The following is a 24777-nucleotide window of genomic DNA, read 5'->3' on the forward strand; positions in this document are numbered from 1 at the left end:
ACAATCTACTATCCATTATCTACGTACTCAATCTCTACATCAGAATCCTTGAACGGAAAACCATCCGTTTCGTCGAAGTCCACCTGGCCGGAACCTCGCAATTCGTACACCATCCCCGCCACCACCGTTTTATCCAGGCTAAGTGAATCCACCAGCTCACCAAACGTCAGCACGCCCTCTTCCCGAACAAGTTCCGTAAGCCGGTCACGAATTTCCTGCTTTGCATTCCCCTCCAAATACTCCATCTCTATGCTCCTCTCAATTCGTTCCAGCCGTTTCGTCACTTCTTCCATCTCGTCCGCGATGGCCTTGACGGGACTCTCATCCACGTACTCCTCCGCATCCTCACGCGTCTGAATCGTGTCCAGCACGCCAATGGACGCAGTTGCCTCATCAGAGTTCTTCTCCGGCGTGTACCGGTTTCCGAGCGAGTCCGAATACCGAACCCTGAACTCGATAACGGCATCCCTTCCTGCCGCATCCTCGATCTGCCCGCTCGTTGTTATCGTTCCATCCTCTCCACCGAACGGGAGCGGAAACGTGCGTCGTTCCCCAGGTGAGAGAAGTGGTATCTTCCACGTCTGTTTGTCACCCTCATCACACCACCACTCGGCTTCGACATCGTATGCTACACCTTCACCCGTATTCTCGATGGCGAAAAAGTGATTCACCGCGTACTTGGTGTCTATAGTGGGTGTCACAAGCGGTTTGTTCCTTGTCAGCCTGTCTGTCCTCATCTCAGAAACCTGTCTAAAGACCCCAAAAGTGTAGGCGATAGTGGCGCAGGCCAGAACCGCGCTGAAAAGGATTTGCGCGGTACTCCCCGGATTCCTCGAGGCGAACCGAACAATCCCTTGGAGAACGCTCATGCTAACATGACATCAACGCAGTGTTAATTCAATTTCGGACAGTCTATACGCAGATATATTGTGCAGTAGTTGTCACACACCGTGGGACATACCGATGGTTTTAATAGTAATCCTGCATGTTGTGTAGGTGTGGGGCGAAAGCTCCCGAGACTTCCCATGAAGCGAACGATCGAAGTCCTATACACGACGTACGACAGCAAGAACAACCCCGAAGGGTTCGAGATTGCCTGCGACATTCGGTGTTTCGCCGACCCGGACGCCGTCGACGCCGCAACGATCACGTCCGCCTACGAGGTTGCGACGGTCGCGAAGATCGAGGTCGATCCCGAGACGCAGAACCTCCGGGAACATATCTATCACCGGATGCAGGGCGGTCGCATCGACGAAGAACTCAGCTACCACGGCGGGGAGATGCGGAGCATGAGCGTAGGTGACATCGTCGTTATCGACGGCCAAGCCCATTTCGCGGCGCGAATCGGCTTCAAGGAGTTGGGCGACTTCGCGGAGATCCTGGACGACGACAGCGAGGAGGATCTTCGGGTCGAACGCCGCACGATCCGAGCCGGGGAGGGTGCCTGATATGGCTGACCTCGCCTTTCGGGTCCTCGGTCTCGACGTCGACGACGAGGAGACACGGGAGATCGCCAACGAGATGTACGAGCTGCTGACGGAGCGGGGGCACGACGTCCACGGGGTCGCCCCCGTTCTACGGGAGGAACAATGAGCTCCCGGCAGCAGCCCGTCACGGTCGAGCGCGAACGGTTCGGCGAGACCGAGAGCCACACTGTCGACTCCGAGGACCGCCCGCTCTACGACCTGCTGGCAGACGTTCTCGACGATACCAGCGTCCCCGACTTGATGCCAGCCCACATGGCCACCCACTGCGACAACCTCGCCGACGCCCTGGACGCCATGACCGAGGTCTATAAGGGCCGCTGCACCCGCGACGGCCTGGGGCGCTACTCCCTGAGCTACTGCCGGCAGGCGCAGCGGGCGATCGAGGACTACCGGGACGCGGAGCCGGCGACGTTGGCGGCCGTGGGCTGCTCCCAGTCGAAGGACGACGCGGACGGCCTGATGCCAGCGCGAGAGCGTTACAGTAGCGGGTACTGGACCGTGAAGGACCGCTACGGCAAGGCGGTAGCCGACGAGTACTGCATCATCTCCGCGAAGTTCGGCGTGCTGTCTCCCGAAGAGCCGGTCGCGGACTATGACAGGACGGTCGACGACCTGCGCGGCGTGCCCGTGCAATCCGATGTACGACTCCCCAACGGCGACAACGTCGACACCCTGCTCGACTTGTGGGCGCTTGACGTCTACGAGGGACTGACCGCCTGGATCAAGCAGGTCGCCGGCGGCGTGGACCCCCAGGACGTCGACCTCGAGATCCTCTTGGGGACGACTTACCGCAATCCGTTGGAGACGCGGGGTGTCTTCGATCGACTCCCGCACACGGCTGACCTGTCGGTCTCGTTCCCCTTCCAGGAGATCGAACAAGCCCGGGGCGGGAACGGCAATCAAATGGATTGGATGACCGACGAGATCGAGGCGGCTCAGGAGGTAGCCGATAGCTAAAGAAGCCGAAAATTCCGGCGTTTTCGACGCATCCGCCCGATTGGCATTACGCGGGTTCGATTCCCGTGCGGGCCTTCCGGTGGACCCGAGATCACACCACCACCAATCGAGACCAGACGACCAAACACCATCCGACACCACACGCACACCATGACCCCACAACAGCAGACCCGACAGTTAGAGCTTGTCGACGTGATCGAACCGCATGAATTCGACTCTGATGGGACGCTCGCATGGTCGAGCGCCCCCGCAACCCAGGCAGCGGCTCTCGACGAGTTCCCGTCGATCCGATATCGCGCCCTCGAGGACGAGGCGACGTTGATCGCGAGGGGCATCTCGGAGTCGATCGATGGCCGCTCGGACCTCCACGCTCGGCGCGTTCGGTCCGATCGCCGACGTATTACCTTCCCGCGAGAGGACATCGAGGCAGCCTTCGGCGGCACGAACGAGGAGCTCATTGACGAGGAGCAGAGGCTTGCAGTCTTCGCGACGGATGGAGTGTTGGCGTTTCGTCTCGTCGACGATGTCGGCCAAGTCGACATCCAGGAGGAGGTCCTAGAGGAGCTGCAGTAACCGCGAGGTTTTAGTGCGCTCTTTGACGTACTATCAAACGGACCAGCGCCGGACCGACGATCTTCAAAATCATGGGAAGTCTCGGGACCGTAGCGCTGGTCCGTACGACGAGAGCTCCTAACCAACGATACTCAAAACTGTGCCTGACTATTGGTTAGCATTCGGCATTACGATTACGTCTAGGACGCAGGGTGTCATAGAACAGTTTGCAAGGTGGTTGAGTTCAGGTCTGGTGAGGATGGATTGCCTGCTCAGTAGACGTGCCTACTGAGTAGATAGCTCATTCAATTGATTTAGATTAAGTCTATCACTTGAGGGGGAGTAATATTCATGGGGAAACTCAGTCACAACATTGGAACCGACATTACTCACCAGAATTATATCACTCGAAATGTTAGTTTCTTCTGATGTCCCCGACTAATCGTCAGCAGCAACTTGATGAGGTTCTAGAACACTTCTACGACGAGTTCATTGACCCGCAGCCCCACACATTTTACATTAGCGCCGGACACGCGATTCAAGAGATTGAAAACACACTGAACGTAGACAGCCAGGAAGCACATGATGTGTGGCAACTCTTCAAAGACCGCTACGTGCATCCACGTCCGACGAAAAATAGCGACCTGCTTTCGCATGAGGGCATTGAACGAGTTGACGAAATACGCGACGATGTTCCTGTTGATGAGGACCTCCAAGAAGAACTCGTAGACTATCTCTACAACTACTATCTCGAGAACCCGAGTCGTGCGGCGGTCGAGCGTGATCAACTCCTTGACGACTTCAGTGCATCTGAAACGAAGATAGACCTAAATCTATACATTCTGAAAACGGCCGGTTGGGTAGAGACAAATACTCAAGTTGGAATCGGGGACGCAGGTTACAGAAGTGCTGAAATCAGCGAAATAGGTCGTAAAAAACTCTCTTGAGCCCCGTTCAGTGATATCAGTTCCGGAGAAGACTGTGAGATTTCGCTTCTGCACTGAGCGAATCGGGGGAGCGAAGAACAGCTATGTGAACCGTTGTATGACACCCTCCTAGGACGAGTTGGACCACGAGTGCCATCTATAACAGATCAGCAGCCATCGCGTACCTAGCTTCGACGACACCGCGTTTCGAGTAAAAATGGAAACCGACTATAGCTTATTTTCTGCTTCCAGCAGGTTCCGCAGTGCGATCCCCTCAGTTTTGTACAGCAGTTCACCCAACTCAGTATCTGCGAGCGTGTAGCGGTTTCCCTGCCCACCTTCGCGTGCCTCGACGGCGTCGATCTCGACCAACTCGTCAATGTGATCGTACACCGTTTTTCTCGCAACGCCTGCCTCTCGGGCCAGTTCGCTCACCGAAAGTTCACGCTTCCGGTTGCCGACGATAGCGGCGAGGATTCGTGTGCGTGCGTTCTCTCCGAAAAGCTCGACTAGCGGCGTGTCGTCAGCGTATGCCTCGGTGGATTCCACTTCGCTCATTGTACTTTCCTGTTAACGCTCTGTATACAAAAGCGTTACGTGCTATTACCATTGGTGCTACCTACAGTAAACAACTATAACTAGGTGTAACCCATAGGTAACAATAGGGATGGAAGATCAAGAAATACGGAATCGAATCGTGGAGAAAATGCTACGGAAGCGCGTCATCGGCGATAAGAAACAACAGGTGACGACCGTTGTCGGGTACTCGGTTCCGACCCACGCACAAGGCCGGGCTGAGGACCTGATTGACGAGATGCTGACCGATCCTGAGTCGCCAATCGAAGGCTACGGCGGTGGACACCGGAAGAATATCCACTTAACGAGTGCGGATGCCGCTGTCGAGTACTTGGAAGATAACGGAGGTGATGTCCCCTTCCCGTTCGGGTGACGGGGCGACAAGTAGCTATCTGCTATTACACACGGTTGTCCTCTAATCGTTGCAAGTTGTGGTGATGAACGCTCACGACCACGAGATATCCGGGATTGTCAAGACGCCGGACGAGGCCTTGATTGACCCTCCCTAAGGCGCGGCAGTGGGCACGGGAGCACGTCGACGAGAACGAGACAACGTCGGAAACCGCCGCGACAGTGGGCCAGACGGACCTCGGACAGTTCGCCTAGATCCGAGACTGTTCTTCAACACACCCTGTTTCGAGTGAAAACGATTACCGTCGATAGATTGAAAATCAAAGCGTTCAAACTCCGAAATGCGGACGAAAACACCGTCCTAAAGCCCAACAACAAAGCTGCACCCGTGAGGGGTAGGTGATAGTTTTCCGGCGATAGGGGCGCTCGTGATAGTCCGCATGACGACCGCAAGCCATCTGCCACGTGGCACTTTTCGCCCGACGAACGTGTTTTCTCTAGACGGTCGCGATGGCTGTGCTTCACCCCCTACGTGCCGAAAGTAAACCGGCAGACGGCCACCAATTGCTTCGAGCCAAATCATCCAGTTGGGAAACCCGGAAATCCGGAAATCCGGAAATCCCCCTGCAACGCATACGTGACATCCACGTCGACGGCACAGTATGGGAAAAACCAACCCGACGTTCCGTGACCAGGTCAACCAGTTCGTCGACGAGTACCAGCAGTTTCGTCGAGGACTTGTCTACGAGGATCAGCAGGTGTTCGACGACCTCCTGGAGCACGCGCACGCTCACGCCGATGCGGCCGGCTACCTCAATCCACACAACCCGCGCGAAGCCATCCTGATGTCACTCTGTCTTGGCCATCAGCGGGAGATCGAAGAGCTACGAGCTCACGTAGAAGATCTGCGGGATGAATAAGAGGTTGCACGAATGGCAACCCCGACCGACACTATGCAATCTTCACTTCTCACTGAGGTGGGTTAAGTGTATGGCAATTTTGCCAGAAATCGACGCGTATGCGGAACACCTTTTCTGAACGATTGTGGGCCACGGAGATAGAACCAGAAACTACCAACATTGTGTTGGTCGGTCGCAGTCTGTTGGTTAGTGCCGGTGTTGACACGGTTTATCAATCAGTGCGCCTAGACGACTGTTCCCGGCCAAATTCTTACGATAGAGTGACAGAAAAATAATTGCAGACTGATTTATTATAGGATATTTCGTCGACCAATATATTCCAGAGTGATACATTATCCAATATAACGATAAAGAAAAAATGCGCTTTAAACGGTGCAGTGCTAAAATCGCAGGGTATAGATCATCTATGGCTAGTTTCTGATTCTTTTGGTTGGCCTAAACCTCACTGCTCTATAGGTACGAAAGTTGTCATATCCGATAGATTTATACGGAAGACTGGCGACACGCCTCTCTCATATGACCTAAAAAATAACCCCATCCGCATGGGGTGACAAGGAACGGGGGCAGAATTGGACACTCCCCTGTTCCTTGTCGCCCATAATAAATGTGTTCCCCGTTCGATAGCGACTGCTCTATCGATCGGGGTTGGCACGGTTCGCTAACCGTCTCGATGCAGCCGAAGCACCCCTGAAATCATGTCCACAGACAAACAGCAGGCACAGATTGGGAAAGACCCTGCACAGATCGACACCGAACAGCCCGATGAAAAGGACGTCGCCGATGCCCTTGGATTTGAATCAGTCGGCGGTCGCGACGGCGCTCGCGAAGATCAGGACATCGACGAGATGCGTGAGCTCGTCGACGACATCGCAGATCCTGCGACCCGAGAACTCCTAGATCTCGTTCTCGACGACCTCGCTGACGAGCGCAAGCGCCGTCGCGACCTGGAAGACGTCGTCCAGGACCAACAGGAGACAATCGAGGAGCAACAGGAGACGATTCAGGACCTCACCGCCCGCCACAACGAGTTTCAGCAGCGGGTCGACGATGTCGAGGAGAGCGAAGAGAAAACCCGCGACATCGCGCGGAGCGCGGTCGCAAAGGCCGAGCAAGCCGCCGCCGATCCCGACCAGCAGGAGGACGCCGAGCAGCTCCCCCAGGGAGTCGAGCCGTCGACGTCGCCGCTCGATTTCTTCGCGAACTGCCGGCAGTCGAAGATCAAGGAGATGTACGTCGAGAATAACAAGGACAACACCTACCGTGCGATCGTAGTCTGGAAGCGCTGGCGGGAATTTGCGACAAAACGGTCGGACGGCAGCGGGATATTCTTCACGCGTGACAACGTTGAGAACGCTCTCACTGCGATTCTCGGCAAGTCACCACATCGGGAGACAATACGGCGAGTTTGGGAGAAGATGCAGGAGGTCGGTGGGAGAGACGTTGAAATGAAGTCGAGGCAGGTCGGTCGACGCCAGCAACGGAAACAAATTCTCTGCATGGCCCGCGAGACAGCTGAAGGCCTCTTGGAGAAACGCTACATCGGAATGGATCTCCTAGAGGATGGAGAGACTAAAGCCCTCACAGGTGGCGTCACACCCGTTGTGACGGGGGCAAGTGGCTAACCCCCGTGACGAGTGGATGGTAATCTAGCGCTGACTGAAAACTAGCGAAGATGGAGGCGGCTAGACGTGCCCTCTAGCCGCTGACGCCTGTTGGTTTCTAGCTGCAGGACTCAGCAGCCCCCTTTCTTTTCAGAAGTAGTGAGCGTGTTCGTAACACGCGAACGCTTCTGTCAGTTCCACCCCGCGTCACAACACCTGTGACGCTTGCCACTCACATAGGATCTGGTTCACCGCGATGGCAAGCTCGAGCAACTGTCTGGTGCGCCCTCCAGTCACGGACGGCCGGCCTGCCGCGAACGTCACGAGCTACGGGCCGAGCGGCGCGGGCAAGACAATGATCGCCAGGTACACGCTCGCAAGGTTAGAGGCCGAAGCGTTCGAGTTTAGCTGGAGCTAGAGGGTGTCATTACAACGGTTCACTTTGCTGTTCTTCGCTCCCACCGATTCGCTCAGTACAGACGAACTACATATCGAAACTGACTCAGTTTTGATTAGATAATGGGTCTTCTGTGACAACAAACGAAGCTATTCTTCTCGAATTGTTTGCTATCGTCTGGGTATTGTGGGTTGGCTTCATGCCCTATGAGTGGCACGGCGCACTGACATTCGGTGTCGTAATTGCACTGGCTGGACTTGTTCATGGTTTCTGGGTTGAGCGAACAGCGGAGTAATCTTCCACAACTACTGACCAATAAGCACGTATACTGAGCAGTTCGAGCAGCTAGTTCTCTACTCAATTTCGATCAGTACAGGGAATATATTTATCAATAGAGTTGTATGTAAAATTCAATTGATGTCTAAGGAGCCTACAGGTAATAGTTGGACGCGGTTTCGTACCACTCCTTGGAAGACTGCAGCAGTGCTCGTCGGTGTCTTTTTGATTCTACTGAGTGGTGTTGTCGTCGTTGATGGGCTTTTCTTTACTTCGAGATCGTGTGTGGCGGCTAACGTCACGGGACCAAGGGCAACGTTCACCGTCACGTCAACGCCGACCGACGATGGTGGCAGAGTAAATCTCACGAGCGTTGGCCCGCCTATCGACGCAGACGTGCTCTACATACAAACACCGGAGATGAACATGACCGTTGCCGAACTCAGTGACCACTACGACCCGAACTCGACTATTGAAGTGTACGACAGCATCCTCTTGTCGAATCTGTCCACCGGGACGCATGTGACGGTCCGCTGGCTCAATCGCAGCTACCGGAACCCGTACGAGTGTCAGGACTACCAACCGCCGACCAGCCGGGTGTTCGCCACGTTCGTTGTCGGGAATGAAAGTACATACCCAACGTATGCACTAGACGAAAATCCGTCAGTTCAGAATTCGACGACACAAACCACCTCTATCACTGGATGAGGCAATTCTCTAAACTTTCTCGGATCAATACCGAGTGGGGCGGACACCATAGTGATAGTTACTCATGCTCAGTACGCACGCATATTGAGCACCGGATCTGCTGCTCGCCTGGTCAATATAGACGGTTCACATAGCGGCGCTAATCTCGGTCTGAATAATTCTGGTCAGGAATAGCGTCACAGCACCCGTGGCGAGAACGGCTCCTATCTCAATTGTGGCTGGCCTCCCAGGGTGACGACTTCTCGTAGACCCGCGCCTGCATCTCAAGGTACCGCGTCGGCCACTTCTGGAGGTGCATGCGAAGCCGGGAATAGACGAGGGCAAGCGTCACCTGGAGTGATTGGCCACTGCGCTCTGCGAAGGTACTCACGCGACGGGTCAGAGAGTCATCGCCGTAACTCATGGGTGGCGGGTTACATGCGGAGGTCAATAAGTGCCATGATTGGCAATGACACACCACTCGTCGAACAGGGCACTGAATACACAGTATTTATCTGTGACCTTACCACAGTTGCCCGGTATGCCACAGATTGAGGTTGAATGTTCCGTGTGTGGCACCACGACGACAACGGGCGTTTTCGTTAGTGAGCAGACCTTCGAATCAAAGACGTGGGAATGGGAGCGAACCGAATGTGATTCCTGCGGACGGAAAACGAAATGGGATGAAGCGGATGTCGTGAATTTCTAATTACGAGGTCGCCGCTGGTGCCTGCGGCCAGCGGTAGGTAACACACGCATCTCACAGTCGCTACACAACACCGTGACAGTCACAGCCCGCGTTGTACGCGTAGCCCGCCGACAGAGTGGCAAGTCCACTGAGTACTGCGGCCGTGTAGTCACCGCATGACCCGAAGACACTCCTGCCAGTGGCGAGTCGTACGACACGACGACGTTAGATTCAACTGGCATCATGCATAGCACGACAAGGGTAGTCGGTGTCGGCAGGCACTGGGCCAGGTGACATCTGGTGCATGACCCCACCCGTTCCAGCCTGCCCACGAAAGCATTGTCACTGTCCCGAGCTCCCGCCCACTCTTTCCCTGAATGACGACCTCTACAAGAAGTCAACTCTTTGTCAGCAGGGAAAACCTGTACTAAGAATGCTCAATACGTACGTCTACTGAACAGGCGATCCGGCCTCACCAGTCCTGAAACAACCACCTTGGGAGGTGTTCTCTGACATCCTGTGGAGCTATGCAAACTGCATGTCACATGCCTCTTGTGCGTCGGCACTGTTTGAACTCACGCGGGACGCAGGCTTTGGGTGCGACCTAACTCGTGATGGCGTTCACGAGAGCACGGCGATAGATCGCCTCCACCGCTCGGACGAGCAAATCATCCCTGCGTCGAACACGGCATGGTCTCGTCTCGCGTCACCGACGAGGCCGTGGAGTACATTGCGTCGCTGGCCTCGGGGAACGCTCGGCAGACGACCGACGCGCCTCGGAAGGCCTCACAGCACTGTGTCCAAGACGGCATCGACCAGCTGACCGTCGACGTCGTCAACGCGACCGCCGACGACGCGGCGGCTGTATTTGCAGAGTTTGGAGAAGTACGACATGATCGAGAAGCACGGTGACGGCCGTGGGATTGGGTATACAGTTTGTCGGAGATAGAAGGGCTGTGAGCGTATTTTGTGAGGGTTTAGGTCGCCATGTTACCATTGAATTGGCTGCTCACTGTGTGTGTCTATTCATGTATTCGATTCGGGTTCGGGAACATATTCCAAACAAGTCCCGATAAACGTCGTGAGATTGGACGCTGCTTCTGGCTCTAACGCGATCAGTACGCCTTCGTCGTGTCCAGTTGGGAGGTGGAGAATCACTGCATTCTCACGGACTTGCAAGCTAGCGCGTTTCTGTCCGAGTTGTTCGTCGAGCTCGTCCTCTGGCGGCGACCACGACCAAGAGATGTTGTCGTGGATCAACTCGAAGCGATTGGTGACGGTTGCCGGGTTGAGATCATCGCGACAGTACTGGAGTTCACTCTCGATACCTTCGAACTTGCCAACGGCACGCGCATAATTCCCTGCTTCCTGCTTGACAAACGAGACCAATTCTGGGAATTCAGACATAGTATTAGACTTGATTACATACCCGGCTGTAATATATTCTCTCCTGACATCTGCCTGTAAGACCGTCGACGGGGCGGCCGACATTCGGGAGCGACGCATCTCCGAACTGGGCTCAAACAAGCGACTGTTGTACGAGCTCATCGCCGGCGCCGAGCGGATCGGCTCGGCTGATCTCTATGCAGAGTATGAGCGGCAGGAGCAGACGCCGAAGGTGAAACCGACGCGGCGGCTGTATTTGCAGAGGTTGGAGCAGTACGACCTGATTGAGAAGCACGGAGACGGGTGGGGGACGGAGTATACTGTCTGTCGGGGTTAGTGGGTGTCAGCGTAGTCTCTATGTGGAGTTGGGTGGTCAGGCCGGCAGCCACGTCGGTGCCAGGACCGCAGGTAGGCGATCGTATGTTGGGCGTGGTGCGAATGGTGGTGGGCGTGACGAGGTATGTGGGTATCGGCCTCGTAGGCAACCACCTGACTGCGGTAGACCGTCCGTAGGTCAAACGCCTATCGGATTAACCACTTTCTCGGCTCCAATTCAACTTCTTGTGAGCGTCGTCAACGCTATACTGCACGGGATGTTGCGAACCAAACAGTTTGCAGTGGCAACGTTACCGCTAGAAAGACCCCTCCCTACTTCGATTTCTGTGCCCACTCAATTGAACTCAATATGTTCTTTCATGGGGGTATCTCGATACAGATCTATTTGGTCAATCTTCCTGCTTACCTCCTCCGGGGGGACTTCCCCAAACTCTCTACAGACGCTGTTAATAACTGTCTCAAGAGGGTCTTTCGCATCACACTCAAAGTCCCCTTGGACATGTATGGTTTCGACATTCTCGCCGCCGATTCGAATGTTTGAGGTCTCAATACCGTTTAAACTCTCTACCTCATCAGCAATATCATCAGAAAAACAACCATCTAAGAATGCCTCATAATCGGCATCAGTTGCTCTCTCTCCATGTTCAGCGTGATATTTGGCTTCGATTATAAAGGCTAGATTATGTAAACGGCTTACTGAGACACGATCAAAATACGAAAGAATGCACTGAACTAATTCATCGACCCCCATCTCGGACTGACCTTCGTCAATTCTTCCAGTGCTACTCATAACGGTTTCTAAAGCACGGACTTCCAAATAAACTTGGGGGTAATTAATCTTTTGATGCGGAGTTGACATTCCGTAGTAGACGGGCGACGACACGAGAATTCAAGGGTATCAACCCCATCTTTTAAGTATATTGTACAGGCTTCATTTTTGCTGTTGTTCGATGTCAATATTGTGGTGTTGGTAGAACTCAGTTATGAGATATTCAATATAATATTCTTTGTATGCGCCAGATGCGATTGCAAAAATAAATGAAGAGATGAGAAGAATTATAGCTATGATATAAATATGGATATCTAAGAGCGGAGCGAACATCGTTGGATATCTCAACGCTGTGGGATAGAGCGAAACGGGAAGCGAAAAGATGACGCCATAGACAATTGAGGTACCCATCAGAACAACCCACATGCCACGGCAGAACGCTGAACGAGCCTGATATCGAAATGGGCGATCTTCTCCATTTTCTGCAACTTCCCCAACAACGACTGAGTATACCTTGGAGGCGTCTGCCATATTGTGAATGTTGTATTCTTTCCGACAAACTTCGACGAGATTCTGGTGTGTGAAGTCCATATCTGCTTCAGATACCTCACGGGCAGAATCCAAGTTTAGCGTGGGCTCAATATGGTTCAAAAACAATCTTCGATGTGAGAGGGCGATGTGCGCCACATTCTTGATCCTTCTCTCCATCCATTCTCTAATATTCGAGAGCCAAGTTTGTACGATTCTCATCAATAAGGGTATAGAATCTGATCCCTCCTCTGATTTCAACTGATTGGGGTTTGGTGAGCCCAGAGAGTTTGGAAGAGACACCTCAAGTCTCCTGAAATGATCTCTGCAGATATCTGCAACAGGCCCAATTGGGTAGTCAATGAGCAGTTCATATGTATTCCGTAACCGTCGGCCAAACCAGGCTGCTAATTTCTCGAATAAACGGCCGATAGTATGAGCTACTTCTCCTAGAAGTGTGCCAACTAGCAGAACCGAAACAAGGAACGAGACAAAAACCAAGAAGTTTGTTAACAATCTCATTCCCTTAAACAATCCCGATGGCAGTAATGGGATGATTCCTAACACTAATGTCATTCCTGGCATAGATTTTGCCAGAAAGTCATAAGTCCCAAATACCGAAATAACTCGATTCGCCATATGATATTCACCCCAATTGATAGTCTTGTAAATATTTGGTTAGTACACAGGAATCTCCGTGAGACAGTATAAATTTCAACTTATCTGTTCGACTGATTAGTTATTTGCTTCTGTAACCGTTGGTTGTACATTCCCCTTATTCTGGAAGTTGCGACCGGCCATTCGACAGGTAGTGAGGGAGTACGTAGCAGCGGACGTGCGTCGGCGCGGGTGTATCTGAATGGCGGTGACAGAAGTTTTGGACACTACACCTATTCGTACGAATAGCTAACCACAGTCACAAAGACATTTGTAGGCACAATTATTGAATATCTATCATACGGTTCAATGGACGATGTTCTTCCCCTCTTCCTGAGTGCTGTCTTTGGTGGACTGGCTACTCTAGCTGTTAGTAAATACAAATTAAATAAACAAAGACAGCAACGTAGGAAGAAAGAGCAAAAGGAGTGGTTCAATTCAGTACTTGATGCTACACAGAGACTAAAACACAGGTTAAGTACTCATCTTGAGTCGCCTGAAATAGAACCTATTCGGGTAGTTGATGACCTGAGTGGCCACGCTGAAGAGTTGGGAGTTCATGCAAACACTGCGCCACCGACGGTTGCAACAGCACATACCGAGCAGTTACGTCTCTTATCAGGTTACATCCAAGAAGCAGTCATAATCGCACGAATTATTGAGGGATCTGATTCTGCTGATGCGTTCAACCGACAACTCCGGGAGTCGGCTGATGAACAGATCCGGTTCGCAGAGTTGGACCATGACGCAATCAAGGCAGACGGGCTCACTGAGGAAGAAGTGAGACAACAGATGGGAAATCAATTTCCAGAATTCTCTGTGAACGATGATCAGTGGGAGACTCAAGCAACAGACGCACTCAAAGAAATCCTGTCTGACTATCGCCAGATTGTGACCAACACAGAGGATGTGCTTCAGCAACACCGCCCAGAATGAGAAGACCGCCTCATTCCCTCATGATCCGCGATAACCAAAGTATCCTTAGAACAGACTTCGGAGTCGATCAAGCAGTCCATCCTCTGCACGATCCGGCACTCGGCTCAGCCGGTCCCTGACATCACGACGGATCTTTGGATGTGTTTGGAGATACTCCTCGAGTAGCCACTGCGAGCCGCTGGACTGGTAGGTGAACAGGCCGTCGGCACTCAGCTCGTCAGTAAGGTACTTGCCACGTGCCAAGGCATCGGCCTGTGATTCTTCAGTTCCGCCCTCGTGACGGTTTGTATCAGCCGTGACGTACACTTGGTAACCGCCGGATTCAGGTATTTGTTCGACGATCACGCCGTTCTGGCGGATTTTGTCGAACCGATTATGGCAGTCATCGCAGTACTGGTACTCACCGTCACCGGGATTGTTAGTGAAGGCTCCACAGCGAGCGCATTCTGGCATATGTCTGGTACTCTTGGAGGACGAACCAATCAGTCTTCGGTCCTGGTGGTGATGATACCGAGCTTTGAGATTCGTGGATGCTTCCTCTGCAGGTCATGACCAACACTGAAGTTGCCGTTCTCAGACATTTTCATCAATGGACCAGTGTACGCACTGTGGGGCGGATGTCGAACACGCCTTCGAGTGTACGTACTGCGAGCAATCGATCTGTGGCGAACACCGATTGCCCGAAAACCACGACTGTCCGATGTTTGTCCCAGACACTAGCCCAGAGAATTTCGCTGGCGGTGGTCCAGAAACGCCCGATCGGCGGAGTACCTATCGCAAGCGCATCGAGCGCGTACGTGAGAAAGAAACCTTGAAGCGTGATAATCGGTCACCTCAAGCGCGAGCGCCCCAGAGCAAAGGTGACTACCGCGACAGCGGTGAGACAGACGTATTCTCGTGTCCGACCTGTGGGAAGGCAACTGACGAGATCGTCGAGTGTAACGCGTGTGGACAGCAGGTGTGTTCGGCGTGTGAAGGGCGGTACGAACACGAGTGTCCAGCAGCGATCGTCGATGATGGGGAAGAAAAAGACGACGGACAGTCGTTGTTCGGCCGCCTGTTGGGATTTCTGCGGTAGAACAAACGCACAGCATGATCGCGTCGATGGCCGTTCGTGGTAGTGGGCGTGCGTCGGCGTCGGCGTGGGTGTGTGCTCAGGTGGGCGGGCAACCGGGCGCACAAGCCAATGTGCACGCGCCAGAGTGCCGCGCGGGCGGCCACGTCGGCGGGCAGGCCCGCGTACAGACGATCGTGTGTCTGGGCGTGAGTGAGCGTGGCGGCGGGCGCGGCGGGGTATGCGTGGGTGTTGCGTTGAGAGCCCGCTACGGCAGTGCTAAAAGGCGGATTCGAGATGAGGAGGAAGTCAACTAAACTACGCTGCTGCTTTTTCCGAATCGAATTCCACACCGGCTACATCATTCATCGACGCAACTAGGTCCTGCTGAGACATTCCCATCTCACTCGCAATGTCTTCTGGTGTTTCACCGTGGACAGCGAACCGATAGGCTGCAATCGTCTCTTCACCCTTTGAGGCTACATTTGTCGGAATACTACCACTCGGGGCGTTTGGGACACCAGCAGAGAACTGTTGGTCCAATTCGCCGTAGACATTCCCCTGCCGTCGACGCATCGCCAGCGAATCGAAATCATCGAAGGTGACCTGGTCCCGCTCATCAGCTGGTTTGTATTTCACTGTCCCGTTCTTTTCCATGAGTTCTGCCCCGTTGCGGAATTGCTGAAGCACCTGTGACTCGCCGACTACTGCTGCAACGGCTTCTTCGAGGTACGCGTAGAAGACGACCGAACCTACGAGAAGAGCCATTCCGAAGACAGGCATCGGGAGTGGACTGTTCCACGGATTAGCCCAGACTACAAGACCGGAAACTGCCAACAAGAGCGCACCTTTCTTCCGATTCTCTTGGTCCTGCAATGGTTCCGGTAGTTCGACGGTGGTATCGATTGTTGCAGCGTCGGTGGGGTCTATGTTTCCACCTGCTTCGGATGTGATATCCGGCGCGTATTCGTCCAGGAGGTCATGCCGATCGTGTTCGTCGATGAGTTCGACTAGATCTTCGCCATCGACAAGCTTGACGTTGTGTTCGCGTGCCCAGTCCTCAGCTGTACTCGCAAAAGATGAGGTGGTTACGACGACGGCGGCATCCGCTTCGGTGTCCTGCTCTTTTAGCGTATAGTACTGCTGTATCTCTGGACGGCCTACCTTGTTTCCATCAGCATAGCGCTTTGCCTGAATGGCGAGTTTCTGATCCACGAGCCCGTCGCTTTTGTGGGCCTCAATATCGACACCCATGTCGTTCGACCCAGCAGAGACCTCTGTTGTCCAGCCGCGATCTTCCCAGAGATCTGCGACAAAATGTTCGAATTCGTAGGGATCGATATTCTGCATGCGGGCGCGGAGTTTGTCCGCGCTCTGTACTTCAGTCATATACCTCAGTAGTCATATCCATGTGACTTGTATCTGTTCTTGTCTTTCAGGCCCGAGAGGAATTATCGGCTTTTGCTACAATGATTTGAGGTGGAAATGTAACGTGGCTGACTGAGATCATTGTGGGCCTATGATCGAAGAGGAAAGAGAGGTGCGATCAGCAGGAACAGAACACCGTTAACCAACAGCCAGTCTATTTCTCCCCACACGTTGGTTAACGAATCGCGTCGGTGGACTCGTTGCCGTCGAGGAGACCAGTCGTTAGAGCAGGTGTCCTACGGATTCTGTTTCGGCTGTCAGCGCTGCTTGGGAGCTATCAGGTTTTGGTGAGTGACTCCCGAACTGTTCTGGTGAGACGGCCTGTTGCATGGCACGCAGTTGTTGATTGAGCTGGCCACTCGTCGCCTTGATAAGTTGGTCATCGGGCCAGGAGTGGACGTTGAGATTGTCGTAGCGGGTGGCACGTCGTTGGACAAGGTTGATCTGTTTCAGTGCGTACTCGACCCAGGCCTGATGATCATTCGCGAAGGTTTCGAGTGTTCGGGCAATGTCGTCACGGCCGGCGTCTTTGGCAGCAGCACGACACAGCTCGAAATTCGCGCCGCGGGGATTGATTGGCTCGTGGAAGACGACCTCGGCTCCGAGTGCCGAGAAGTGACCAAGGAGATTATCGATTTCGTACTTGTCCATGCCGGGGTACGTCGGTGACATCGAGACAAAGACCGGAACATCGGCTTGCTGGAGGGTGTCGAGGGCCTCCCAGCGGGCCATCGGTGGCGGTGCGTTCGGTTCCATGGCGCTGACGAGTTCGGTATCAAGTGAGGCGATCGACGAGCCAACGGTGATGAGATCGCCAGCTTGTTTGAACAAATCGAGATCGCGAACGACCGCAGGACTCCGAGTGAGAATTCGGACGGGAAGCTCGTGAGCGATGAGTTCCTTGACACAACCCCGAGTGATCTGTGCGGCACGGCGGTCCTGGTAGCAATCGGTCCCACTAGAAAGCATGACGACGCCTCGACCGCGGTCGGTTTGTTTCCGTTCGCTGGGGTCGCGTTCGTCGAGGACCTGGTGGAGTCGTTCAGGAAGATCATCGCGATAGAGGAGATAGCTCCCCCAGTCCTGTTGGGCGTCGTCGACGTCGGCTTGTTCGTTGAGCATGTCTTCGCGATGTTCGAGGGCTGGGGTGGTTGGCACGTAGCAGAACTTGCAGCCGTGCCGGCAGCCGGTGGCGACGTTGATGACGTGATCACAGAGGCTCTTCGTGTGAAGTTGGGACTCGCTCATGACAGCCTTGGTCGGGTCTGTGTTTACCCGGAGGCCGTTTTGCGTGTCGCCCTGGCTGTCCATCGCGCAATCCCAGCAGAGGAGGCTGCTCGCTGGATCGGCGGCAAAGCGGCCATTGATTTCGCTGCGGCAGTTCGAACAGATGAGACCCGCTTGCCAGAGGTTGATGCGCTCTCCGTATTGGCGTTCGGCTTGCCGGAGCTTGTCGAGCGTGGGTTGGCCATCGAACTGTTCGATGGTGTCGCCATCGTCTGTTTCAAGTTCGTAGGTGCGATCGAACCAGCTGTCTTCTGTGTCCCAGGTGAGTTGCATGGGGGACGTTCTTGTTTGATGTCTAGTCTCAATACCAAAAGAAGTGAGCCTGCCGGAGTGAAAGTGGTATTACTTCAGAGCGATAGTACTAGAGGCAAATATCTGAGGAGATTCATACTAAAAGCCTGGCATAGAGTTGACTAAATTTTGAGACAGATATGAACCAGATATACTCTCCAAAGCCACGAGAGACTAAGAGGACCACAGCATGCCAGAGTAATGCGGTTGTAGCCATAGATACCGAGATTTCATGTCCAGTAAAATTGCTAACGTTTGAATAAAATGTCCATAATGCGTGGAGAGTCAAGAGTCCACCAATTCCTCTAAAGACGTGATTATGATATCGTAATGATCTACCGAGAAATGAGTCAGGATTCTCAAGATCTTTCCAGATATTTCTAGCAAATCTCAGTCCGACTATTGTGGTACAAAGCGATGCCAGAAACCAATATGGGAAGGATGGTACCATGAAACCCAAGAAATCATTATAGCTAATTCTGAAGACCAAGTTCTCTTCTTGAGTGAAACTCACAAACTGATACGCCGCTCCTGGAATTAAATATTGGAAAGCATGCTGCTCTTTGAGCATTTTTTCAGCATACTCCAAAGCGTCAGAACCTGACATAACCAAATGTCACGATCAAGTCAAGAAAATTGTTTTCTTATCTCATCGTTACCTTTGACAGTGGGTTGCAATGACTTATTGGGATCAAGTATAAACAGACGTGTATGATTCACCCATGTCACTCTTCAGTATTATTTAAAATTGATGTTCAAAGGAGTGGGGGAAAATATGACCGATAATCACGATGATTTGACCACTGGTGAAGATCCAACGAAGGCAATACTAAGCGAATCCGGGCTGAATAGTAAGCATCTCTGTGATTACGTGGTGAACGTGGCGACGGGCTGCCGGCACGGCTGCAAGTTCTGTTACGTGCCCTCGACGCCGAACATCCGGACGCGGCCGGACATGCTCAAAGAACAAGCGGATGTAGAGAATGGCCAGAAAGAGTGGGGTAACTACGTGTTGTATCGGGATGGACTGGGGGAGCGGTTAGATGGGCATCTTGATCGGAAGTGGAAGTGGCGTGAAACCGACCGCGGACAGGGTGTCGTTGGTGTTTCGTTCTCGACTGACTGCTACATGGACGGACGTGCCGGAGAGATCACGCGGAACGTGGTTGAAGCACTGACGAACCACGAGAAGTACACGCGTGTACTCACGCGGAACCCAATTTTGGCGTTACAGGATCTCGATGTCTTTCAGGAGGCTGGGGAGTATGTGACGATTGGCTCGTCAATTCCGTGCATGGATGCCGACCAGGTTGGGGCGATCGAGCCGAGCGCACCGACGCCCAATCATCGGTTACGGGGATTGAAGGAATTCAACGAGCATGGCATCCAGACGTTCGTGAGTATGAGCCCGACCTACCCGACGATGGAGTACGAGGATTTAGAAGTCCAGCTAAAACGAGTAGGTGAGTGCGATCCGGCAGTGATCTTCCACGAGCCAATCAATCCGCGTGGGGCGAACTTCGAGATGACTGTAGAGGCGGCACGGGAGGCCGGGCAAACGGAACTTGCCGATAGCTTGGATGCGTTGCGTGATCGTGAGAGGTGGGTGGAGTACTCGACGAATCATTTGCGGTGGGTGCAAGAGATTGGGCGAGACTTGGATTTGCCCGTTCATCTGTGGCCGGACAAGCAGCTAATCAAGCACGTTGACGAAGATACTGCAACGTGGTTGCAGTCGTGGCGTGATCGCCAGTCACCCGAGGAGTTTGCGGATCGAACAACCCCCGAAAAGTCGCCACCAGATATCCCGGATATTCGAGTACCTGAACCCTCGTAGATTACAGCCATAGTTGTGAAGACCCAATTAAATTAGCAAACCTAACTATCCGTTGAACTTATAACACCGCACGACGAAGCCAGTATAACTAGACACGCTTCTATCATTTTTATATAACATGTACGACGACAGTGATGAGGAGAAGCTCCGGAAGAAAGGCCAAACGGAGATGAAACACCGGATTCTGCAGCTGTATTTGAACCCCTGGATCAAGAAAATCAGTACGGTTGAGCCTAATCTCCTATTTGTTGATGGATTTGCTGGTCCTGGGATTTACCCGAATGGGTCGCAGGGTTCGCCGCTTATTGCGATGGATATGGCAGATAAGATACTCTCAAATACTGCATACGTCGAGAATCGATTAGACTCGTTTGAGTGTATCTTCATTGAGGCAGATCCTGATAATTTTGCAAAATTAGATGAGGCGGTCCAGAAGAAAGAGAAGAGCGTTGATTCCCGAATCGAGGCTCGGTGCGTTCACGGCAAATTCGAGAACTGGGCAGAGTCGTTTATTGACGAGTACGCCTATGGACAACCTTCTCCATCTTTACTATTCATCGACCCCTTTGGCTATGGAAACATCCCATTTGAGTTGATTACTGACTTGTTTCAACTGCGGGAACAGAGTTTAGAACTTCTTATAACATTCATGGCCGGGAAGATGGCACAGTGGATGGAGGACTCCAATCATCAGAAGGCCATTACATCAGCATTGGGGTCTAAAGAGTGGAAACAACGCATCTCCTCCGAGATGGGGAAAGATGAGCGGGCTGAGCGGTTTTCGTCGATTTATCAGCAGCAATTGAAACACGATGCTGGTGCGAATTTTACTATGCCATTCGAGATGGTCGAAGAGTCCAAACGGCAGATCTGCTACTACCTAATCCACGTTACGAACCATTGGCAAGGGCTGAAGGTTATGAAAGAGACGATGTTCAACGCGGGGGCGGACGGTGAGTTTGCATATCTCGGACCAGATCACGCAGGATATGAAGATGAGCAGATGTCGTTCGCAGAATTTGGTGAGACAGATGATTTCGCTGACCGTATTGAGTCGTTTGCTGAGGAGTTGTACTCGCAATACAAGGGAGAAAAACTACCGTTCCGAGAACTCCTTAAAGCTACACTTGATCAAAACGTCTTCAAGGTCGGACACTATCGCGATGCCTTCCAGATTCTTAAGCAAGAGGGGAAACTAGAAGTTGAACATCGACCACATTTGCCCAACGGCAATGAATCTCGTGGTTATGGGCTTGATGACCTTATCGTGTTTGTAGATATGTCTCTTGATAGCTTTCTTTAGTAATTCGACAGTAGTCGCTTGAGAAATTCCACGTAGCCACAGTTGTAACCTGCTTTTAGACAGACGGCTATCAGCATTTACGGATTCAAGGAACTCTCCAGCTACCCTTTCCTGATTCACTTTGGCAAACAATTTTGAGGGTTAGGCTATGTGTAGATAATATCTAATGACAAAAGAGCATCTGTTTTCGAACATTGATAGGGGAGCGAAAGAAGGCCCCCAAATCACGCTGAACGACACACTATTGTTGGGATCTATGCTTGAATATCTTCGATTTGCCAGCAAAAATGGTCATGAGGTAGGGGAGAAAGACGAAAAGAAAATTTTGGGAACTTTATCTAAAGTAGAGACAACACTCGAAACTACAAATATCAATTCACAACTGGTTGGTCGAGTATCACAAGTAAAGAAAGAAATAGAAGAGAAACATGAACGGTCCGATAGCCTTGATCTCAAACTAAAAAATGAGTTGGAACGAAAATCTGTAACTTGGCTCAATCTGCTTAGACAAGAACTAGCCGAAGAGAATCGCATATCCGCGGCTGACACGGGTATTCTAGCTGCAGAAAAATTACTGGATTCTCCAGATAACCTGTTTTCTGACCGTGTGTGGGGATGGCTTGATGACATGCCTCGGAATGATTTAAAAGAGTCATGTAGATCAATTGCTGTTGGGAACCCAATATCCTCAGTTATGCTATCTCTCCGTGCAGTGGAATATTGCTTACAGGAATGGCATGAACAGGAAACTGGTGAAGAATTGGATGCATCATGGGGTTCAATTCTAAACGCGATGATTAGCTATCATATTTCTGATGAAAAAGAGGATGGATCACTACAGGAACAACTGAGTGGACTGCCACCAGTTCTATCGAACTTGTACTATTTGAAGGAAAAACGAAATGAGGTTAATCATCCCAAGAAGTCACCCAGTTTGCAGGAAGGGCAACGGACGCTAATGATTGCTGTTGGGACAATAACAGAAATCTACAACGAGCAGGTCGAGACTCAGTCGATAAAGATCGATGGTTCAGCAGTTGAGGTTAAAATGGATGCAGAAAGTGATAGTGAGATCATCATGGATATAATCGACCAGCTCTCGTCTGGAGTTGGGAATAGTGTAGCAAAATCTCGAATATACAACATTGCGATCGACTCTGGTTTCTCCGAACGAGAAGTCAAGAATGCTATCCATGATTTGTTAATGGACGGATATATTTATGAACCATCTGACGACAAAGTCACTCCTATATGAAAATTCTGGGGAGTATGTATGAATACTCATAATCCAATTCAAATTTGAGTCACCCGAATGTGTATCTGAAAAAGAGGTCTTTACTGTTCGATCACTGCCACACCGTGCCATGAGTCGCCCCGCGGCCCGGCGTGCCGAAGCGTCAACCCATACTCGCCGAGAATCCCGTTCACGACTGCGGGAATCCCATCAGATCGCAGCGTCACCTCAACGGTCCACCGATCGGTCGGGTCGACGCTCGGTGACACCACGTCGACACCGATCACGGCGGGCACGGATTCGAGCTCGTTCACTACATTGTGTGCTCGATGGCGTGCCTCAACACGACAACTCATGCCGTAGCCACCTGCGATCCGCCCTCGATAGCCAGATTGTAGCGAATATCCGCGGCCTGCGCTTTCGCGGCACGGTGGCGTTGCTTGGATTCACCGAGATCGTCGCACTGCCACCACTCGTCGATCCAGCCGCACTTCTCGTCGCGCACGTACTCGATCCAGTGCCGGACGGCCGGGCGGGACAACTGCTCTGTGTGAACGACTTCGCCGTCGATGGTGACGTAGAGAGTCGCTCGAACGGGGTCCCAGCGGTGGCAGCGACCGCGTTGATCGTAGCCGATGACGCCGGCTCGCTGTGCAACAGTCTTTTCACTCGAAGTTTCGTAGTCTGTCATGGGTTTTATCCCAGAGTGCGGGTCGGTGCTCCTACACCGGCCTGCCAGGAATCAAATCACCAGCAGGCAGTCCCGCGCTCTGTAATAGTATACACGTGTAGAATTACCATAAAACCTTTGTCTCGTGTTGAGTAATTAGCCGGTAATGAGTACCAGCAAACCGCGAGTGTCGACCGAGCAAATCATCAATCAGTTCGAATCCTCGGATGATGCATTTCTCACTGCACCGGAGATCGCGGAAGCATTGGGAACGGACAGGCAGGCGATCAATTACCGTCTCAAGAAATTGCACAGCAAAGGAATTCTACGACGGAAGGAAGCGGGTAGCCGCGCGGTAGGTTGGTGGATGCCAGAGAACTAATCCAATTTCCCGGCTTTTTTTCGTCCCTCGCGGGTTAGCCAGTAGACCTTCGCTCGTGATCCAACTTCTCTTTCAATCACAAACCCCTTCTCAACCATCTCATCTAAGATATTGTTTACACCAGCTCGTGAATAATCAAGACGCTCAGAGAGTTCATTAGCTGTAACGATTGGATCAGGAGCTATCGCCATTTCGCGCAGGAATTCACGATCAGAGACACGACGATTCGGCCCGGGCTTACCCATATCCAGTTCATTGATTTCGCCGTGCAAAACATCACAGGGTTGTCAATAGTGGATACGAAGATAATAATCTACACGTGAAAACAAATAAGTGGTCCGGCACAAATCGGAGCACTAGGAAGTCCACTCTGATCCGATCTCAGAAAAACGGTGACTCGCCCAACCGAGCCACCGTGTGGGCTTCCTGAAGCAGCAGGAAGCCATGCCCGCATATGCTACCGGGGGGCTTGAAACCTCCCACCGACCAGACGCATCACTCGCCAACCACACAGAGAGTCGTACAAACACCCACCACCGAAACCCGGAAACCCGGATTCGCTCGCAAACCGCCCAGCACATCACGAATACCATCGGTTCCGGAAATCCGGAAATCCGGAAACTCCCCTGCAACGGTCAAGTCTCAACCACCCCTCAGCAGACACCGCCCATGCCCATCCACACCCCCGCAACCGGAGGCGAGCACCAATGACACGCCCACCAGCCGAGTACCACCAACTCCGTGGGTTCCAGCGCGACTGCCTCCTCGCGATCGCCCGCCTCGAAACCAGCGACAACGCTCCCTACGGCCTCGCGATCAAACGCGAGTGCCAATCCATCCGCGACGAGGAGGTCACCCACACCAAACTCTACCCGAATCTCGACGAACTCGCCGCCCAACAACTCATCACCAAACAGGAACTCGACGCCCGCACCAATACCTACGAACTCACCGACGCGGGCCGCTCGCTCCTGACCACTCACGCACAGACACTCGACACCCTTCTCAGCCAGGAGGCCACAGCATGACCCGCGAGTCCTACACCTGCGACCTCTGTCACCGGGAACACCCTACCAAGGCAACCGCGCTGCGCTGTTGCAGTGACAAATTCGACGACGACCAGGACAACACCGACGACACCCAAGACGACCCACTCGCCTTCACAGCGCCGGATGAACACGGCTGTCCGATCGTCACCGACGGCGGCTGCTCAATCCCCCAGGGCGAGACGTTTCAGGACCCCTGGCGCTACCGCTGTCCC

The 24777-nt window shown here is 52.8% G+C and carries 32 protein-coding genes; 19 read left to right on the forward strand and 13 right to left on the reverse strand.

Annotated features, from left to right (window positions below; genetic code table 11):
- Nucleotides 1-8: 8 nt before the first annotated feature.
- A complete protein-coding gene (locus MU553_RS22840) occupies nucleotides 9-869 on the reverse strand; it encodes a COG1361 family protein (protein ID WP_247381997.1) in 861 nt (286 codons plus the stop codon).
- Between the two features lie 156 nt (nucleotides 870-1025).
- Here MU553_RS22840 and MU553_RS22845 point away from each other — a divergent pair, with 156 nt between their 5' ends.
- The 5 genes from MU553_RS22845 (at nucleotide 1026) to MU553_RS22865 (ending at nucleotide 3943) form a co-directional block, all read left to right on the forward strand.
- Nucleotides 1026-1448, forward strand: a complete 423-nt coding sequence (locus MU553_RS22845) for a hypothetical protein (RefSeq protein WP_247381999.1) — start codon at nucleotides 1026-1028, stop codon at nucleotides 1446-1448.
- Nucleotide 1449: 1 nt separating this feature from the next.
- The gene (locus tag MU553_RS22850) at nucleotides 1450-1593 is read left to right on the forward strand and encodes a hypothetical protein (protein WP_247382002.1); all 144 of its coding nucleotides are present in this window, start codon (nucleotides 1450-1452) and stop codon (nucleotides 1591-1593) included.
- Nucleotides 1590-2444, forward strand: coding sequence for a DUF6884 domain-containing protein (locus MU553_RS22855; protein ID WP_247382004.1), 855 nt, complete (start codon nucleotides 1590-1592; stop codon nucleotides 2442-2444). The genes MU553_RS22850 and MU553_RS22855 overlap by 4 nt, the downstream gene beginning before the upstream one ends.
- A 150-nt stretch (nucleotides 2445-2594) precedes the next feature.
- On the forward strand, nucleotides 2595-3017 hold the full coding sequence (locus MU553_RS22860) for a hypothetical protein (RefSeq protein ID WP_247382006.1): 423 nt from the start codon (nucleotides 2595-2597) through the stop codon (nucleotides 3015-3017).
- Nucleotides 3018-3424: 407 nt separating this feature from the next.
- The gene (locus MU553_RS22865) at nucleotides 3425-3943 is read left to right on the forward strand and encodes a hypothetical protein (RefSeq protein WP_247382009.1); all 519 of its coding nucleotides are present in this window, start codon (nucleotides 3425-3427) and stop codon (nucleotides 3941-3943) included.
- 207 nt (nucleotides 3944-4150) lie between these two features.
- On the opposite strand, the gene MU553_RS22870 is transcribed toward MU553_RS22865, so the two are convergent.
- The gene (locus MU553_RS22870) at nucleotides 4151-4480 is read right to left on the reverse strand and encodes a winged helix-turn-helix domain-containing protein (RefSeq protein ID WP_247382012.1); all 330 of its coding nucleotides are present in this window, start codon (nucleotides 4478-4480) and stop codon (nucleotides 4151-4153) included.
- A 109-nt stretch (nucleotides 4481-4589) separates the two neighbouring features.
- On the opposite strand from MU553_RS22870, the gene MU553_RS22875 reads away from it, so the two are divergent.
- The 4 genes from MU553_RS22875 (at nucleotide 4590) to MU553_RS22890 (ending at nucleotide 8751) form a co-directional block, all read left to right on the forward strand.
- Nucleotides 4590-4871 carry a hypothetical protein gene (locus tag MU553_RS22875; protein WP_247382015.1) on the forward strand — a complete coding sequence of 94 codons (282 nt, stop codon included), beginning with the start codon at nucleotides 4590-4592 and terminating at the stop codon, nucleotides 4869-4871.
- A gap of 640 nt (nucleotides 4872-5511) precedes the next feature.
- Entirely contained in the window at nucleotides 5512-5769 is a 258-nt protein-coding gene (locus MU553_RS22880; protein ID WP_247382018.1) for a DUF8156 family protein, read from the forward strand.
- A 695-nt stretch (nucleotides 5770-6464) separates the two neighbouring features.
- A complete protein-coding gene (locus tag MU553_RS22885; protein ID WP_247382020.1) occupies nucleotides 6465-7391 on the forward strand; it encodes a hypothetical protein in 927 nt (308 codons plus the stop codon).
- 793 nt (nucleotides 7392-8184) lie between these two features.
- Entirely contained in the window at nucleotides 8185-8751 is a 567-nt protein-coding gene (locus tag MU553_RS22890; RefSeq protein WP_247382022.1) for a hypothetical protein, read from the forward strand.
- 208 nt (nucleotides 8752-8959) lie between these two features.
- On the opposite strand, the gene MU553_RS22895 is transcribed toward MU553_RS22890, so the two are convergent.
- Nucleotides 8960-9154: a hypothetical protein gene (locus MU553_RS22895; RefSeq protein ID WP_247382025.1), complete on the reverse strand. Its 195-nt coding sequence runs from the start codon at nucleotides 9152-9154 to the stop codon at nucleotides 8960-8962.
- A 954-nt stretch (nucleotides 9155-10108) separates the two neighbouring features.
- Between MU553_RS22895 and MU553_RS22900 the strand changes: the two genes are divergently transcribed.
- The gene (locus MU553_RS22900; protein WP_247382027.1) at nucleotides 10109-10330 is read left to right on the forward strand and encodes a hypothetical protein; all 222 of its coding nucleotides are present in this window, start codon (nucleotides 10109-10111) and stop codon (nucleotides 10328-10330) included.
- Nucleotides 10331-10444: 114 nt separating this feature from the next.
- Here MU553_RS22900 and MU553_RS22905 read toward each other — a convergent pair whose 3' ends face one another.
- Nucleotides 10445-10825: a DUF7522 family protein gene (locus MU553_RS22905; RefSeq protein ID WP_247382030.1), complete on the reverse strand. Its 381-nt coding sequence runs from the start codon at nucleotides 10823-10825 to the stop codon at nucleotides 10445-10447.
- A 10-nt stretch (nucleotides 10826-10835) separates the two neighbouring features.
- Here MU553_RS22905 and MU553_RS22910 point away from each other — a divergent pair, with 10 nt between their 5' ends.
- Nucleotides 10836-11141, forward strand: coding sequence for a hypothetical protein (locus MU553_RS22910; protein WP_247382032.1), 306 nt, complete (start codon nucleotides 10836-10838; stop codon nucleotides 11139-11141).
- 333 nt (nucleotides 11142-11474) lie between these two features.
- Here MU553_RS22910 and MU553_RS22915 read toward each other — a convergent pair whose 3' ends face one another.
- Together MU553_RS22915 and MU553_RS22920 are read right to left on the reverse strand one after the other, a co-directional pair.
- The gene (locus MU553_RS22915) at nucleotides 11475-11930 is read right to left on the reverse strand and encodes a hypothetical protein (protein ID WP_247382034.1); all 456 of its coding nucleotides are present in this window, start codon (nucleotides 11928-11930) and stop codon (nucleotides 11475-11477) included.
- A gap of 141 nt (nucleotides 11931-12071) precedes the next feature.
- Nucleotides 12072-13076: a hypothetical protein gene (locus tag MU553_RS22920; RefSeq protein WP_247382037.1), complete on the reverse strand. Its 1005-nt coding sequence runs from the start codon at nucleotides 13074-13076 to the stop codon at nucleotides 12072-12074.
- A 327-nt stretch (nucleotides 13077-13403) separates the two neighbouring features.
- Here MU553_RS22920 and MU553_RS22925 point away from each other — a divergent pair, with 327 nt between their 5' ends.
- Complete coding sequence (locus MU553_RS22925; RefSeq protein ID WP_247382040.1) at nucleotides 13404-14030, forward strand: hypothetical protein; 627 nt, start codon at nucleotides 13404-13406, stop codon at nucleotides 14028-14030.
- 45 nt (nucleotides 14031-14075) lie between these two features.
- Here MU553_RS22925 and MU553_RS22930 read toward each other — a convergent pair whose 3' ends face one another.
- A complete protein-coding gene (locus MU553_RS22930) occupies nucleotides 14076-14483 on the reverse strand; it encodes a hypothetical protein (RefSeq protein ID WP_247382044.1) in 408 nt (135 codons plus the stop codon).
- Between the two features lie 136 nt (nucleotides 14484-14619).
- On the opposite strand from MU553_RS22930, the gene MU553_RS23930 reads away from it, so the two are divergent.
- Nucleotides 14620-15108 (forward strand): AN1-type zinc finger domain-containing protein, encoded by a 489-nt coding sequence (locus MU553_RS23930; RefSeq protein WP_379814761.1) that lies wholly within the window; start codon nucleotides 14620-14622, stop codon nucleotides 15106-15108.
- Nucleotides 15109-15402: 294 nt separating this feature from the next.
- On the opposite strand, the gene MU553_RS22935 is transcribed toward MU553_RS23930, so the two are convergent.
- The 3 genes from MU553_RS22935 to MU553_RS22945 form a co-directional block, all read right to left on the reverse strand.
- On the reverse strand, nucleotides 15403-16473 hold the full coding sequence (locus MU553_RS22935) for a restriction endonuclease (protein ID WP_247382047.1): 1071 nt from the start codon (nucleotides 16471-16473) through the stop codon (nucleotides 15403-15405).
- A 261-nt stretch (nucleotides 16474-16734) separates the two neighbouring features.
- Nucleotides 16735-18072 carry an SPL family radical SAM protein gene (locus tag MU553_RS22940; protein WP_345893434.1) on the reverse strand — a complete coding sequence of 446 codons (1338 nt, stop codon included), beginning with the start codon at nucleotides 18070-18072 and terminating at the stop codon, nucleotides 16735-16737.
- A 112-nt stretch (nucleotides 18073-18184) separates the two neighbouring features.
- Nucleotides 18185-18697: a hypothetical protein gene (locus MU553_RS22945; protein WP_247382051.1), complete on the reverse strand. Its 513-nt coding sequence runs from the start codon at nucleotides 18695-18697 to the stop codon at nucleotides 18185-18187.
- 168 nt (nucleotides 18698-18865) lie between these two features.
- On the opposite strand from MU553_RS22945, the gene MU553_RS22950 reads away from it, so the two are divergent.
- The 3 genes from MU553_RS22950 (at nucleotide 18866) to MU553_RS22960 (ending at nucleotide 22485) form a co-directional block, all read left to right on the forward strand.
- A complete protein-coding gene (locus MU553_RS22950) occupies nucleotides 18866-19927 on the forward strand; it encodes an SPL family radical SAM protein (RefSeq protein WP_247382053.1) in 1062 nt (353 codons plus the stop codon).
- Between the two features lie 118 nt (nucleotides 19928-20045).
- On the forward strand, nucleotides 20046-21230 hold the full coding sequence (gene tcmP, locus MU553_RS22955; RefSeq protein WP_247382056.1) for a three-Cys-motif partner protein TcmP: 1185 nt from the start codon (nucleotides 20046-20048) through the stop codon (nucleotides 21228-21230).
- 166 nt (nucleotides 21231-21396) lie between these two features.
- Nucleotides 21397-22485, forward strand: coding sequence for a hypothetical protein (locus MU553_RS22960; RefSeq protein WP_247382058.1), 1089 nt, complete (start codon nucleotides 21397-21399; stop codon nucleotides 22483-22485).
- A gap of 80 nt (nucleotides 22486-22565) precedes the next feature.
- On the opposite strand, the gene MU553_RS22965 is transcribed toward MU553_RS22960, so the two are convergent.
- Both MU553_RS22965 and MU553_RS22970 read right to left on the reverse strand, forming a co-directional pair.
- A complete protein-coding gene (locus MU553_RS22965) occupies nucleotides 22566-22778 on the reverse strand; it encodes a hypothetical protein (RefSeq protein WP_247382060.1) in 213 nt (70 codons plus the stop codon).
- Nucleotides 22779-22816: 38 nt separating this feature from the next.
- On the reverse strand, nucleotides 22817-23155 hold the full coding sequence (locus MU553_RS22970) for a class-II aminoacyl-tRNA synthetase family protein (protein WP_247382062.1): 339 nt from the start codon (nucleotides 23153-23155) through the stop codon (nucleotides 22817-22819).
- Between the two features lie 145 nt (nucleotides 23156-23300).
- Between MU553_RS22970 and MU553_RS22975 the strand changes: the two genes are divergently transcribed.
- On the forward strand, nucleotides 23301-23516 hold the full coding sequence (locus MU553_RS22975; protein WP_247382064.1) for a MarR family transcriptional regulator: 216 nt from the start codon (nucleotides 23301-23303) through the stop codon (nucleotides 23514-23516).
- Here the strand turns inward: MU553_RS22975 and MU553_RS22980 are convergent.
- On the reverse strand, nucleotides 23513-23761 hold the full coding sequence (locus tag MU553_RS22980) for a MarR family transcriptional regulator (RefSeq protein ID WP_247382067.1): 249 nt from the start codon (nucleotides 23759-23761) through the stop codon (nucleotides 23513-23515). The genes MU553_RS22975 and MU553_RS22980 overlap by 4 nt on opposite strands.
- 462 nt (nucleotides 23762-24223) lie before the next feature.
- Here MU553_RS22980 and MU553_RS22985 point away from each other — a divergent pair, with 462 nt between their 5' ends.
- The gene (locus tag MU553_RS22985) at nucleotides 24224-24544 is read left to right on the forward strand and encodes a helix-turn-helix transcriptional regulator (RefSeq protein WP_247382069.1); all 321 of its coding nucleotides are present in this window, start codon (nucleotides 24224-24226) and stop codon (nucleotides 24542-24544) included.
- The coding region (locus MU553_RS22990; protein ID WP_247382072.1) for a hypothetical protein at nucleotides 24541-24777 on the forward strand (237 nt) is incomplete at its 3' end. The genes MU553_RS22985 and MU553_RS22990, both read left to right, overlap by 4 nt.

This window comes from Halorientalis brevis, from assembly GCF_023077655.1.